Origin of the sequence: Paenibacillus sp. URB8-2 (genome assembly GCF_013393385.1) — a bacterium.
GTDB lineage: Bacteria > Bacillota > Bacilli > Paenibacillales > Paenibacillaceae > Paenibacillus_AQ.
This window is the reverse complement of the sequence record NZ_AP023239.1, coordinates 755,662-768,859: the sequence shown is the minus strand read 5'-3', so window position 1 is coordinate 768,859 and position 13,198 is coordinate 755,662. Positions and strand designations below refer to the sequence as shown.

Here is a 13,198-nt window from a genome sequence, read left to right as displayed (position 1 = left end):
ACGGGGATATTTTTTATTCACTTCCGGAACTTAAGGGATGGTAACCACAACGTCGTTGGAGTACCCCCTTTATAGTTGTTGGCGATTGGGGTAATCCGGAAATAATGCGTGCCGGAAGCATAGCTGCCCGCGCTGTAGCTCGTACCGGTAATTGCCGACGAGTTCACCTTCGTGAAGCCGAAATACTTGTTGGTGCTGTGGTAAACGTTATACCCGGTTGCGACGAAGACCCCTTGTCCAGATAGGCGACAACTTCATTGTCATCGAGAACCTGGACACCTCTGAACAAGAAGTTCGCGTTACCCTGGCCGTTAAGGGCGAAAGCTATAGATTCCAGTCTAGGTGAAACATGGTATACTGATAGAAATACTAAGAGTATGAAGTGTTCTTTACGAGGACGGGCGGCTAAAGGCCGTCGATTACTCAGGCTGAACATGGAGCCGATAAAATGGAGGTTGTCGAATGTGATTAAGGAGCTTGTCAAGAAAAACCGAACGTACAGAAGGTTTTATGAGGATGTTAAAATTGAGCGGGAAACTTTGGAGGAACTGATTGATCTGGCGCGCCTGTCTTCCAGCGGCGGCAATTTGCAATCCCTGAAGTACATCCTTTCTCATGATGATGAGAAGAACAGCCTAATCTTTCCGCATCTGAGATGGGCGGGTTATTTGACGGATTGGGATGGACCGGAGGAGGGCGAGCGGCCTTCGGCTTATATCGTGGTGCTGGGCGACAAGGAGATAAGCGGCAACCCTTTCTGGGATCATGGAATCGCTTGTCAAAGCATCCTGTTGGGCGCTTGCGAGAAGGGGCTCGGGGGCTGCATGTTCGGCGCAAGCAATAAGCAGGCTTTAGCAGAGGCGCTGCACATTCCGGAGCGATACGAGGTTATACTGGTTATTGCGCTTGGCAAACCGAAGGAAGTTGTTGTCCTGGAAGAAGTGACGGACCCGCAGGATATCAAATATTGGCGTGACGAACAAGGCGTTCATCATGTGCCGAAGCGGAAACTGGAAGACATCATCGTTAATTTGTAAATAACTCGATAGAACCGTAACGCGAAAAGAGCAGAGACTCGTTTCCATGCCTCTTTTCGCAAGTACGGGAATGTAGTACCCTCTTAGTTATTAAAAAAGGAACGCCGAAGCGTTCCTTTTCACTACAAAGTTTTTATTTTACGACCAATACCGGAATCCGCGCACTCTGCACCACATTGTGGCTGACACTGCCGAGCACGAACTCGCGAATGCCTCCGAGGCCCCGGCTGCCGATCACGATCACGTCCACCGCCTGATCCTTGGCGTATTTCAAAATCGTCTCCGCAGGCGCCCCCTGCAGCAGCTCTACCTTCGCGTTCAGCCCCTCATCCGCAAGCCGCCGTTTCACTTCTTCTGTCGTCTGCACCGCCAAATCGTAATAATCCTTGTTGACCGAAGCCGGGAGAGGCGCGAGAGCTTCCCCGATAAAAAACCGCGGGAATTCAAATGCGTGTACGACATGCAGGGAGGACCCCGGCGTTACCTTGGCCAGTTCGATGGCGCGGTCCAACGCTTTGTTGGCCGCTTTCGATCCGTCATAGGCGAGCAAGATTTTAGAGAATAACATGTACGCCACCTCTTTTTTCAATTTGTCCTTCCTAATGAAAGGTTTATTGCAAAAAATAGCTGTACATCAGGACGTTCAGAAGCACCAGCACCGGAATGCCGATGACAAAGGAAAGATGCCGTGTCTTGTGGCGTCTGCGGTACATGGCCGTCATCACGCCGAGAGCCCCTCCGATCGCCGCCAGCAGAAACAGCGTTTTCTCCGGCACACGTTCCCTTCTGCCGCGGGCTTTATCCTTGTCCTCCGACATGACTATATAGCCGATAATGTTGATAATTGCAAACCAAAGCGCCACAATCTTGACCATTCCAGGCTCCTCTCCTCCTGCCGCCCTATACCTCTATTATATTACCCTTTCAGGCAAAAAACCAACAAAGTACCGTCAGCGGAAGCCGATTTCCCCGCTCTTTCCTTCATTCCTGACGCTTCATCTGCAGTCGTCTTCTTGTCTCTATCTTCCGTTCTTCCGGGAGATCATCTGATATCCTTAATGCGTATCGGGACGCCCTCGTTATTTGGGAACCCCGGTTACGACTGAGAAGGAAGCTGCCCGTTTGGGGAGCCGGGTCTCTTTTTGTACACCTCGCCCCAATCCCGCATCAGCAAAATAATCGGAACCAGCGTCCGCCCGAACTCCGTCAGCGAATATTCGACCTTAGGCGGCACCTGATGATACACTTCCCGGTGGATCACGCCGTCTTCTTCCAGCTCTCTCAGCTGCAGGGTCAGCATTCTTTGGGTAACGGCAGGGCAGATTCGTCTGAACTCGTTGAACCTTTTGGTTCCTTCGATCAGGTGGTACAACAGAACCCCCTTCCATTTTCCCCCTATCACATCCAGCGTATATTCAACCGGGCAGCCCTGATCATTCGGGCATTCGCCATATCCGTTTTTTCGGTTTCGCATACAAATCCTCCTTAGTATCAATTTGGATACTACATAACATAAATGTGCGTACTTATTATTTTAATACCATTTGTTTAATATAAACATAGAACCTTTTTGAGCTTTTGCATACAAAAAATTTACCGAGGAGTTGGAGAGCATATGAACAGCAGTAAGCAAACGATGAAAGCCGTAGGACTTTACAAGTATCTTGAGATTGCCGATCCCGAAAGCCTGATCGATCTGGACATCGAAAAGCCGGTTCCCGCCGGCAGGGATCTGCTCGTCAAAGTCAACGCCATATCCGTCAACCCGGTCGACGTCAAAGTTCGCGCTCCCAAAGCGAAGACGGAAACGTCGCCGAAGGTGCTGGGCTGGGATATCGCGGGCATTGTAGAGCAGACGGGGCCGGATTGCACGCTGTTTCAGCCGGAGGACGAGGTGTATTACGCAGGCGCCATCGACCGTCCGGGCGGGAACAGTGAATATCATCTTGTCGATGAACGGATCGTTGGACAAAAGCCCGTTTCTCTCGATTTTGCCCAAGCGGCCGCGCTCCCGCTAACGACAATTACCGCATGGGAGGGACTGTTCGATCGACTGGGCGTCTCGATGTCCAAAGAGGATAATGCCGGCAAAACGCTGCTCATTATCGGCGCCGCCGGCGGCGTTGGCTCCATTGCGATTCAGTTGGCCAAATATGTTGGCTTGACCGTGATCGGCACCGCGTCCCGCTCCGAATCTTCCGAATGGGCCAAAGGCCTCGGGGCTGATTATATCATTAGCCACTACGAGCCTTTCCTTGCCCAAATGAAAGCCTCGGGACTTTCGCATGCCGATTATATTTTGTGCCTGAACGCCACTGTGCAGCACTGGGGGCATATGTCCGAAGCCATTGCTCCACAAGGCAAAATCTGCTCGATTGTCGAAACCGACGAGCCGCTTGATCTGGATCTTCTCAAAAATAAAAGCGCAGCTTTCGTGTGGGAATTCATGTTCACCCGTTCGCTGTACCAAACCGCGGATATGGTCAAGCAGCATGAGCTGCTGAATGAAACCGCCCGCCTGATCGACTCCGGAGTGATCCGTACCACCCTGACCGACAAACTGGAACCGATCAACGCCGCAAATCTTCGCCAAGCGCATGTCATGATCGAAACGGGCCGGACGGTTGGGAAGATCGTATTGGAGCATTTTGAATAGATCGGCTTGAGGGTACTCAGACAAGAACCTTCCAGCTTGCAAAAAACTCCCGTCAAGGCTGTGGGCGATCCCACCCGCTTTGCGGGAGTTTTCTGATTCGCGATTGACGGTTCTCTGCGGGTGCCCGGGTTTATTCCGCTTAATGTCTGCCGGACGATGCGTCCACATAACGCAGGAACACTCGTCCCATTCGGACGACGCCTACCGCAACCGTTACAAATGCCGCGCCGACATAGAACGGAACATGCGGATTATACCATTCCGCCAGCTTGCCTATTTAAGAAGAAACGGCTTCGCCGTCCTCTGGAAGAGGAAGGCATCCGTTTCTCGTAAAAATATCAGGCTAAGGATAAGCGCGAAGCTTATCCTTTCTGATATTTCAAAAAAGCCACGAACGTTTCCCGTCCATGGCCTTTTCTGATAGATCCTGAAGTTTTTTCACTTGTATTATGGCATTTATCCGCTTATCGCGCCCTTATTTCCCCTCTTTATTGCCTTCCATTGCAGCTTTCAGCAGATCTCCGAGGCTTGTTCCGATGCTCTCCGGCTTGCTGTACTGCTGCACGAGCTTCTGCTGTTCCCGCTTGTTCATATGCTTGCTGTCCTTATTCACGGTCTCCGTAATTCCGCAGCCGAGACATTGAACGAACAAGCCCGCTTTGCCTTCTTTCAGCTCCATCTTCTTGTGGCACTGCGGGCAGCGGCGGTTCGATAACCGCTTCTCCCCTGCCCGGGTATAACCGCAGTCGTCTGCCGGGCAGACGAGCAGCATGCCGCGCTTCGACTTCTTCTCCAGAAGCCGCGTGCCGCACTGTGGACAGTGACTGCTGGAGACATTATGCGGCTTGTACTCCGCGCCGCTGCTCTTGACTTCGGCGACGAGTTCCTTGGCCATGCCGCGGATGCCCTGCAGGAACGGCTCCGGCTTCCCTTGGCCGCGGGCAATCCGCTCCAGCTCGGCCTCCCAGCGGGCCGTCAGGTCCGGCGTGCGGAGCTGCGGTGAAACCAGTTCGATCAACTGCTTGCCCTTGCCGGTCGGATTCAGGACATTGCCCTGCCGCTCGATTGTATCCGATGATACGAGCTTCTCAATAATGTCCGCCCGGGTCGCCGGCGTACCAAGGCCATGCTTCTCCATCTGCGTCAGCAGCGCCGCCTCGTTGTAGCGTCCCGGCGGCTGCGTTCGGCCGCCGCGCAGCATGCAGCGGCGGATCGGTACCGTATCGCCCTGCCGCACCTCCGGCAGCGTCACGCCGCGCCCTTCCGCCTCGCCTCCCCCGGACTCCGACTCCTCGTCATCGTCCGTACTGAGGTCGCCGCCGTAGACTTCGCGCCAGCCGGCGTCCTTGACGGTCGTACCCTTGGCCGTGAAGGTTTCCCCGTCCACCGTAACCGTTACGGCTACCGCATCGTAACGGGCCGGCGGATAGAACAGGCTGATGAACCGGCGCACGATCAAGTCGTACAGCTTCCGCTCCTCCGTGCTGAGCTGATTCAGCAGGACCGTTTGCTCCGTCGGAATAATCGCATGATGGTCGCTCACCTTGCTGTCGTCGACGATCCGCTTCGTAATATTCAGCGGCTTGCGCAGCAGCGGACGGGCAAGCGCCGCATAAGGACCGACCGCTACACTATCCAGTCGTTCCTTCAAGGTACCCGTCATATCCGCCGTCAAATACCGGCTGTCCGTCCGGGGGTACGTGACCAGCTTGTGCTGCTCATAGAGTCGCTGAAGCACGCTCGACGTCTGCTTCGCCGAGAATCCGAATTTGCGGTTCGCATCCCGCTGCAGCTCCGTCAAATCGTAAGCGAGCGGATGAGGCTCGCTCTTCTCGCTTTTTTGCACCTTTGTCAGCGTACCGTTCCGTCCCTCAAGCTGCTTAGCCAGCGCGGCGCTTTTGTCCTTGTCAAAAATCCGGCCATCCCCGCCGCCCGCTCTCCACTGCGCCTGGAAATTCCCAAAGTCCGCGATCAGCGTGTCGAATTCCTGGGACCGGAAATTCATGATTTCCCGTTCACGGTCCATGATCATGCCAAGCGTCGGCGTCTGCACGCGTCCCGCCGAGAGCGGCGCGCCGAACTTTGTGGTCAGCGCCCGCGTCACATTAAGGCCGACCATCCAGTCGGCCTCGGCGCGGCAGCGCGCCGACTCGTACAGCCGGTCGAACTCCCGGCCCGGCTTAAGCGACGCAAAGCCTTCCTTAATCGCTTTGTCCGTCTGGGAAGAGATCCACAGCCGCCGGAACGGCTTTTTCCACTGGGCCATGGACATGATCCACCGCGCCAGCAGTTCCCCTTCCCGCGCCGCGTCCGTCGCAATAATGAGCTCTCCGACATCCTGGCGCTTCATCAGATGCTGAACCGCCTTAAACTGTCCGCCCGTCTCCCGTAGCACCTTCAGCTTCATCCGGTCCGGCAGGATCGGCAGATCCTCCAGCGCCCATGTCGCAAATTTATGATCATAATCCTCGGGCTCCGCCAGACCCACTAAATGGCCGAGCGCCCAGGTCACTATATACCCCGGTCCTTCCATATAACTCTTCTGCTTCTCCCGGCAGCCCATCACCCGCGCAATTTCGCGCGCCACCGACGGCTTTTCCGCTAGTACCAATACTTTCATAGCTCGCTCCTTTCCATATACCGGACTATTATACCATTACGCGGAGGGACGGGTACAAGCACGCCCGCTTGAAGGTCTATCGATCCACCGGTATCGGAGCATCTTCCTTTCCGCTATCATAAAAAAACGACTTCCTCTCACTCGCCGGTAAGAATAAGCCGCCCTTATTGACACTCGCTATTCGGAATCGAAATCCAGACTCGCTTCAAAATACACCTTACTTTCCCGAACGCCCCGCACATAAAAGCCTTCACTTGTTTCAGCCGACGCCTGAATAACCATTTCCTCCCCAAAGGTTGCCTCCTGCAAATAGGTAATCCGGAAGCGCCGCAGTTGTTTCGTTTCAAAAGCCGTCAGCGGAAGCGCATCACAGCACAAATCCCCATAACGCGCATTATTCAAATGTCCGTAATTATCCAGCCCGCTGTACCTGACCTGATACCGGTAAGCCTCGGTTAGCACAATCTCTTGGGGAATGACGACTTTTTCGGGAATATCCCCCACTGAATCGCCGGTATAGAACTGAACTTCAGCAGGGAATGCGCTCGGCCGCAAAATCTTCCGTTTCGTGGTATCAACGAGCGCCCATACTGACCTTGCCGACACCGCCTCATGACCCTGACCATTATAAATGCGGTAATCCCTCTGCCACAACGGCCCCTTAGTTCCTTTACACCAAGTACGAACCGCTAATTGATCTCCTTGCCGGGGAAGGCTCCCAATCTGTACATCCAACGTCATCAGCATCCATCCCATATTCATCCGCAGCATCTCTGCCAGACTGACTCCCATACCGGCTACGGCCGAATCGGCTGCATGCTGCATCATATCCAGGATAAAAGAAAGCTTGCCTCCCGCCCGAAAATCCGTGTCGCTGGCATAGACCTTTTGACTTTCCTCCCATAAGAGAGCAGTTGACTTGTCCATAACATACCCCTGTTCCATATACGAAAATTATAATTCCATGTTTATTTCAATAAAAATCCAGTCTTTTTATACTGTATAGCCCCATCCGGTTAAAAAGCAACTCTCAATTGCAGACGGAAATGGGGCACATAACAAAAACCGGTCAAACTCCGATTCCGGAGCTGCCGGCTGGTATGAGCGTATATCCCCGCAGCGTAATCATTTGACGGATGATGCTTCTCCTTCGTATTGCTGCCGCTTAAGGAGGGAAATGGCATTCAGGCATAGCAGATGTTCTTCCTCCGAAGTCAGCCCGCTAACCGCCACCGTTCCGATCATTCCGGCATTTCGCAGCTTAATAGGAAAGCAGCCCCCATTAAGGGCATAATCCCCGGAACTAACGCCGTTGACTTGGCAGTAGGCTTGTTCATCACCGTCATACTTTAGAAAAAGGTACAGCGAGCTGTGTCCATGCAGGTTAACGACATTCGTCTTTTGCCTAATACAATCATCTTGATTAATAACCGTATTCGTTCCGGCTTTGTAAAATAACAGCTTTCCATTGCGCCTGACCGAAACGACGAGACCACTGCTTTGTTCGCCGGCAATTTCCAGTACATTCATTCCCAACGTAAAGGCATCCGCCGCCGAGAACGAATCAAGCTCCATATCACTCTCCTGCTGCAATACCTCTTCGATCGTCGCCGCCATCATGATCATCCTCCTGTCTGATTAATCGTTACGATCCGCCTCATATCATTACTATGAATCTACTGAAGGTTTTATGAAATCCGCCGTTAAAATTCAGAGCTTCTCCTCTTAAAAACACAAAAAACCACTGCTGAAATTCAGCAGTGGTTCATGTGCTTGGCGGCGTCCTACTCTCCCAGGACCCTTCGGTCCAAGTACCATCGGCGCTGGAGGGCTTAACGGTCGTGTTCGGGATGGGTACGCGTGGAACCCCTCCGCCATCGCCACCAAACGGGCATTTGCTTGAACAAATGCATACATCAGGTTTTCAGCATCGCCAAATGCTGATAGCAACTTCTGTTTACCGCAACTACTAGAGCTGCATTCAACAGAATCCTTGCTCCCTGAAAACTGGAACCGAAACGAATCTTGCGTTTATTTTTGGATAAGCCCTCGACCGATTAGTATTGGTCAGCTCCATGCATTGCTGCACTTCCACCTCCAACCTATCTACCTCGTCGTCTTCAAGGGGTCTTACTAATTGGGAAATCTCATCTTGAGGGGGGCTTCACGCTTAGATGCTTTCAGCGCTTATCCCGTCCGTACGTAGCTACCCAGCCATGCTCCTGGCGGAACAACTGGTGCACCAGCGGTACGTCCATCCCGGTCCTCTCGTACTAAGGACAGCTCCTCTCAAATTTCCTACGCCCACGACAGATAGGGACCGAACTGTCTCACGACGTTCTGAACCCAGCTCGCGTACCGCTTTAATGGGCGAACAGCCCAACCCTTGGGACCTACTTCAGCCCCAGGATGCGATGAGCCGACATCGAGGTGCCAAACCTCCCCGTCGATGTGGACTCTTGGGGGAGATAAGCCTGTTATCCCCAGGGTAGCTTTTATCCGTTGAGCGATGGCCCTTCCATGCGGTACCACCGGATCACTAAGCCCGACTTTCGTCCCTGCTCGACTTGTTGGTCTCGCAGTCAAGCTCCCTTCTGCCTTTGCACTCTTCGAATGATTTCCAACCATTCTGAGGGAACCTTGGGACGCCTCCGTTACGCTTTAGGAGGCGACCGCCCCAGTCAAACTGCCCGCCTGACACGGTCCCCGCACCCGTTTAGGGTGCCAGGTTAGAACCTAGATACGATCAGGGTGGTATCCCAACGGCGCCTCCACCGAAGCTGGCGCTCCGGCTTCTAAGGCTCCCACCTATCCTGTACAGATCGTACCCAAGTTCAATATCAAGCTGCAGTAAAGCTCCATGGGGTCTTTCCGTCTTGTCGCGGGTAACCTGCATCTTCACAGGTATTAAAATTTCACCGGATCTCTCGTTGAGACAGCGCCCAAGTCGTTACGCCATTCGTGCGGGTCAGAATTTACCTGACAAGGAATTTCGCTACCTTAGGACCGTTATAGTTACGGCCGCCGTTTACTGGGGCTTCGGTTCACAGCTTCGGGTTTAACCCCTAACCGCTCCCCTTAACCTTCCAGCACCGGGCAGGCGTCAGCCCGTATACTTCGCCTTGCGGCTTCGCACAGACCTGTGTTTTTGCTAAACAGTCGCTTGGGCCTTTTCACTGCGGCCCCCTCGGGCTATTCACCCTACCGAGGCACCCCTTCTCCCGAAGTTACGGGGTCATTTTGCCGAGTTCCTTAACGAGAGTTCTTCCGCGCGCCTTAGAATTCTCTTCTCGCCTACCTGTGTCGGTTTGCGGTACGGGCACCTTCTCCTGGCTAGAGGCTTTTCTTGGCAGTGTGAGATCATGACCTTCGCTACTGTAATTTTCGCTCCCCATCACAGCCCAGCCTTAATGGTGTACGGATTTGCCTATACACCAGCCTCGCTGCTTGGACGGACATCCATCAGTCCGCGTCACTACCCTCCTGCGTCCCCCCATCGCTCATAGCGGATTACGGTGGTACAGGAATATCAACCTGTTGTCCTTCGACTACGCCTGTCGGCCTCGCCTTAGGTCCCGACTTACCCTGAGCGGACGAGCCTTCCTCAGGAAACCTTGGGCTTTCGGCGGATCAGATTCTCACTGATCTTTTCGTTACTCATACCGGCATTCTCACTTGTATGCTGTCCAGCTGTCCTTACAGTCAACCTTCAACCCACATACAACGCTCCCCTACCCCTGATGCATACGCATCAAGCCATAGCTTCGGTGGTGTGTTTAGCCCCGTTACATTTTCGGCGCAGAGTCACTCGACCAGTGAGCTATTACGCACTCTTTCAATGGTGGCTGCTTCTAAGCCAACATCCTGGTTGTCTGTGCAACTCCACATCCTTTCCCACTTAACACACACTTGGGGACCTTAGCTGATGGTCTGGGCTGTTTCCCTTTTGACAATGGATCTTAGCACTCACTGTCTGACTCCCGGTGCATCAGTAGCTGGCATTCGGAGTTTGACTGAGCTTGGTAACCCTTGCGGGCCCCGCACCCAATCAGTGCTCTACCTCCAGTACTGTTAATCACCGAGGCTAGCCCTAAAGCTATTTCGGGGAGAACCAGCTATCTCCGAGTTCGATTGGAATTTCTCCGCTACCCCCACCTCATCCCCGCACTTTTCAACGTGCGTGGGTTCGGGCCTCCAGTGCGTGTTACCGCACCTTCACCCTGGACAGGGGTAGATCACACGGTTTCGGGTCTACGCCCACGTACTTAAGTCGCCCTATTCAGACTCGCTTTCGCTGCGGCTCCGGCTTCTCGCCTTAACCTTGCACGTTAAACGTAACTCGCCGGTTCATTCTACAAAAGGCACGCCATCACCCCTATAACGGGCTCTGACTTCTTGTAAGCACACGGTTTCAGGTACTATTTCACTCCCCTTCCGGGGTGCTTTTCACCTTTCCCTCACGGTACTGTTTCACTATCGGTCGCCAGGGAGTATTTAGCCTTGGCAGATGGTCCTGCCGGATTCATACGGGGTTTCACGTGCCCCGCACTACTCGGGATCCGTCTCGGAGGGAACCAAATTTGGGCTACAGGGCTTTTACCTCTATCGCGGGCCTTTCCAGACCTCTTCACCTATCTTGTTCCTTTGTAACTCCATGTGAGACGTCCCACAACCCCAGGGAGCAAGCTCCCTGGTTTAGGCTGTTCCGCGTTCGCTCGCCGCTACTGACGGAATCACTCTTGTTTTCTCTTCCTCAGGGTACTTAGATGTTTCAGTTCCCCTGGTCTGCCTCCACCTACCCTATGAATTCAGGTAGGAGTGACTGTGCATTACCACAGCCGGGTTTCCCCATTCGGACACCCCCGGATCAACGCTTGCTTACAGCTCCCCGAGGCATTTTCGTTGTTCGCCACGTCCTTCATCGGCTCCTGGCGCCTAGGCATCCTCCGTGTGCTCTTAGTAGCTTAACCACATGTTTTCCCGTTAGGGAAAATCATGAACCACTATTCACTTCACTTGATCAATCGCTTGACACAAGTTCAGCTAAAAGATGTTCTAAAACGCAATTTTCGTTTCGGTATCCAGTTTTCAAGGATCAAGATTGAGAGTTTGAGCTCTCAAAACTGAGCAACGAGTGAGCAACAGGCCTAAACCTGAGTTTTGGAAGCTTAGCTTCCGATTTGAATGTTTCCGCTCGGGAAACGATTCTCCATAGAAAGGAGGTGATCCAGCCGCACCTTCCGATACGGCTACCTTGTTACGACTTCACCCCAATCATCTACCCCACCTTCGGCGGCTGGCTCCCTTGCGGGTTACCCCACCGACTTCGGGTGTTGTAAACTCTCGTGGTGTGACGGGCGGTGTGTACAAGACCCGGGAACGTATTCACCGCGGCATGCTGATCCGCGATTACTAGCAATTCCGACTTCATGCAGGCGAGTTGCAGCCTGCAATCCGAACTGAGACCGGCTTTATAAGATTGGCTCCACCTCGCGGTTTCGCTTCCCGTTGTACCGGCCATTGTAGTACGTGTGTAGCCCAGGTCATAAGGGGCATGATGATTTGACGTCATCCCCACCTTCCTCCGGTTTGTCACCGGCAGTCACTCTAGAGTGCCCAGCTTCACCTGCTGGCAACTAAAGTCAAGGGTTGCGCTCGTTGCGGGACTTAACCCAACATCTCACGACACGAGCTGACGACAACCATGCACCACCTGTCTCCTCTGTCCCGAAGGCCGCGCCTATCTCTAGACGATTCAGAGGGATGTCAAGACCTGGTAAGGTTCTTCGCGTTGCTTCGAATTAAACCACATACTCCACTGCTTGTGCGGGTCCCCGTCAATTCCTTTGAGTTTCAGTCTTGCGACCGTACTCCCCAGGCGGAGTGCTTACTGTGTTAACTTCGGCACCAAGGGTATCGAAACCCCTAACACCTAGCACTCATCGTTTACGGCGTGGACTACCAGGGTATCTAATCCTGTTTGCTCCCCACGCTTTCGCGCCTCAGCGTCAGTTACAGCCCAGAAAGTCGCCTTCGCCACTGGTGTTCCTCCACATCTCTACGCATTTCACCGCTACACGTGGAATTCCACTTTCCTCTTCTGCACTCAAGCTGCCCAGTTTCCAGTGCGACCACAGGTTGAGCCCATGGTTTAAACACCAGACTTAAACAGCCGCCTGCGCGCGCTTTACGCCCAATAATTCCGGACAACGCTTGCCCCCTACGTATTACCGCGGCTGCTGGCACGTAGTTAGCCGGGGCTTTCTTCTCAGGTACCGTCACTCTTGTAGCAGTTACTCTACAAGACGTTCTTCCCTGGCAACAGAGCTTTACGATCCGAAAACCTTCATCACTCACGCGGCGTTGCTCCGTCAGGCTTTCGCCCATTGCGGAAGATTCCCTACTGCTGCCTCCCGTAGGAGTCTGGGCCGTGTCTCAGTCCCAGTGTGGCCGTTCACCCTCTCAGGTCGGCTACGCATCGTCGCCTTGGTGAGCCGTTACCCCACCAACTAGCTAATGCGCCGCAGGCCCATCCCCTGGTAGCAGATTGCTCCGCCTTTCCGCCTTCCGGTATGCACCAGAAGGTCTTATCCGGTATTAGCTACCGTTTCCGGTAGTTATCCCAGTCCAAGGGGCAGGTTGCCTACGTGTTACTCACCCGTCCGCCGCTAAGTCCTTTTGAGAGCAAGCTCTCAAAAGGACTCCGCTCGACTTGCATGTATTAGGCACGCCGCCAGCGTTCGTCCTGAGCCAGGATCAAACTCTCCAATAAGGTTTTTTCGTGCGATTACCACCCGAATCACTCCGAGAAAATAACCATCCGAAAAGTTTATCGATAGAGCGATTCGCTCATTTTGAAACATCTGACGAGAATTTGCATTCTCT

Annotated in this window: 8 protein-coding genes and 3 rRNA genes; 2 read left to right on the top strand and 9 right to left on the bottom strand. The window is 53.5% G+C overall.

Annotation, left to right across the window (positions count from 1 at the left end; translation table 11 throughout):
* Positions 1 to 464: 464 nt before the first annotated feature.
* Complete coding sequence (locus PUR_RS03565; RefSeq protein WP_179037725.1) at positions 465 to 1,037, top strand: nitroreductase family protein; 573 nt, start codon at positions 465 to 467, stop codon at positions 1,035 to 1,037.
* 133 nt (positions 1,038 to 1,170) lie between these two features.
* On the opposite strand, the gene PUR_RS03560 is transcribed toward PUR_RS03565, so the two are convergent.
* The 3 genes from PUR_RS03560 to PUR_RS03550 form a co-directional block, all read right to left on the bottom strand.
* Positions 1,171 to 1,605 (bottom strand): universal stress protein, encoded by a 435-nt coding sequence (locus tag PUR_RS03560; protein WP_179034056.1) that lies wholly within the window; start codon positions 1,603 to 1,605, stop codon positions 1,171 to 1,173.
* A gap of 43 nt (positions 1,606 to 1,648) precedes the next feature.
* Positions 1,649 to 1,912 carry a DUF1294 domain-containing protein gene (locus PUR_RS03555; protein ID WP_179034055.1) on the bottom strand — a complete coding sequence of 88 codons (264 nt, stop codon included), beginning with the start codon at positions 1,910 to 1,912 and terminating at the stop codon, positions 1,649 to 1,651.
* Positions 1,913 to 2,133: 221 nt separating this feature from the next.
* Positions 2,134 to 2,511 (bottom strand): winged helix-turn-helix transcriptional regulator, encoded by a 378-nt coding sequence (locus tag PUR_RS03550; RefSeq protein ID WP_179034054.1) that lies wholly within the window; start codon positions 2,509 to 2,511, stop codon positions 2,134 to 2,136.
* 141 nt (positions 2,512 to 2,652) lie between these two features.
* Here PUR_RS03550 and PUR_RS03545 point away from each other — a divergent pair, with 141 nt between their 5' ends.
* Positions 2,653 to 3,693, top strand: coding sequence for a zinc-binding alcohol dehydrogenase family protein (locus PUR_RS03545; RefSeq protein WP_179034053.1), 1,041 nt, complete (start codon positions 2,653 to 2,655; stop codon positions 3,691 to 3,693).
* Between the two features lie 475 nt (positions 3,694 to 4,168).
* On the opposite strand, the gene PUR_RS03540 is transcribed toward PUR_RS03545, so the two are convergent.
* From PUR_RS03540 to PUR_RS03515, 6 genes are all read right to left on the bottom strand, one after another.
* On the bottom strand, positions 4,169 to 6,313 hold the full coding sequence (locus PUR_RS03540; RefSeq protein ID WP_179034052.1) for a DNA topoisomerase III: 2,145 nt from the start codon (positions 6,311 to 6,313) through the stop codon (positions 4,169 to 4,171).
* Positions 6,314 to 6,490: 177 nt separating this feature from the next.
* Positions 6,491 to 7,240 carry an acyl-[acyl-carrier-protein] thioesterase gene (locus tag PUR_RS03535; RefSeq protein ID WP_179034051.1) on the bottom strand — a complete coding sequence of 250 codons (750 nt, stop codon included), beginning with the start codon at positions 7,238 to 7,240 and terminating at the stop codon, positions 6,491 to 6,493.
* Between the two features lie 198 nt (positions 7,241 to 7,438).
* Positions 7,439 to 7,933, bottom strand: coding sequence for a heme-binding protein (locus PUR_RS03530; RefSeq protein ID WP_179034050.1), 495 nt, complete (start codon positions 7,931 to 7,933; stop codon positions 7,439 to 7,441).
* A 151-nt stretch (positions 7,934 to 8,084) separates the two neighbouring features.
* A 5S ribosomal RNA gene (rrf, locus tag PUR_RS03525) occupies positions 8,085 to 8,201 on the bottom strand.
* 149 nt (positions 8,202 to 8,350) lie between these two features.
* Positions 8,351 to 11,283 (bottom strand): 23S ribosomal RNA (locus tag PUR_RS03520).
* Between the two features lie 245 nt (positions 11,284 to 11,528).
* Positions 11,529 to 13,085, bottom strand: a 16S ribosomal RNA gene (locus PUR_RS03515).
* The 16S, 23S and 5S rRNA genes sit together here, the layout of an rRNA operon.
* Between the last annotated feature and the right edge of the window lie 113 nt (positions 13,086 to 13,198).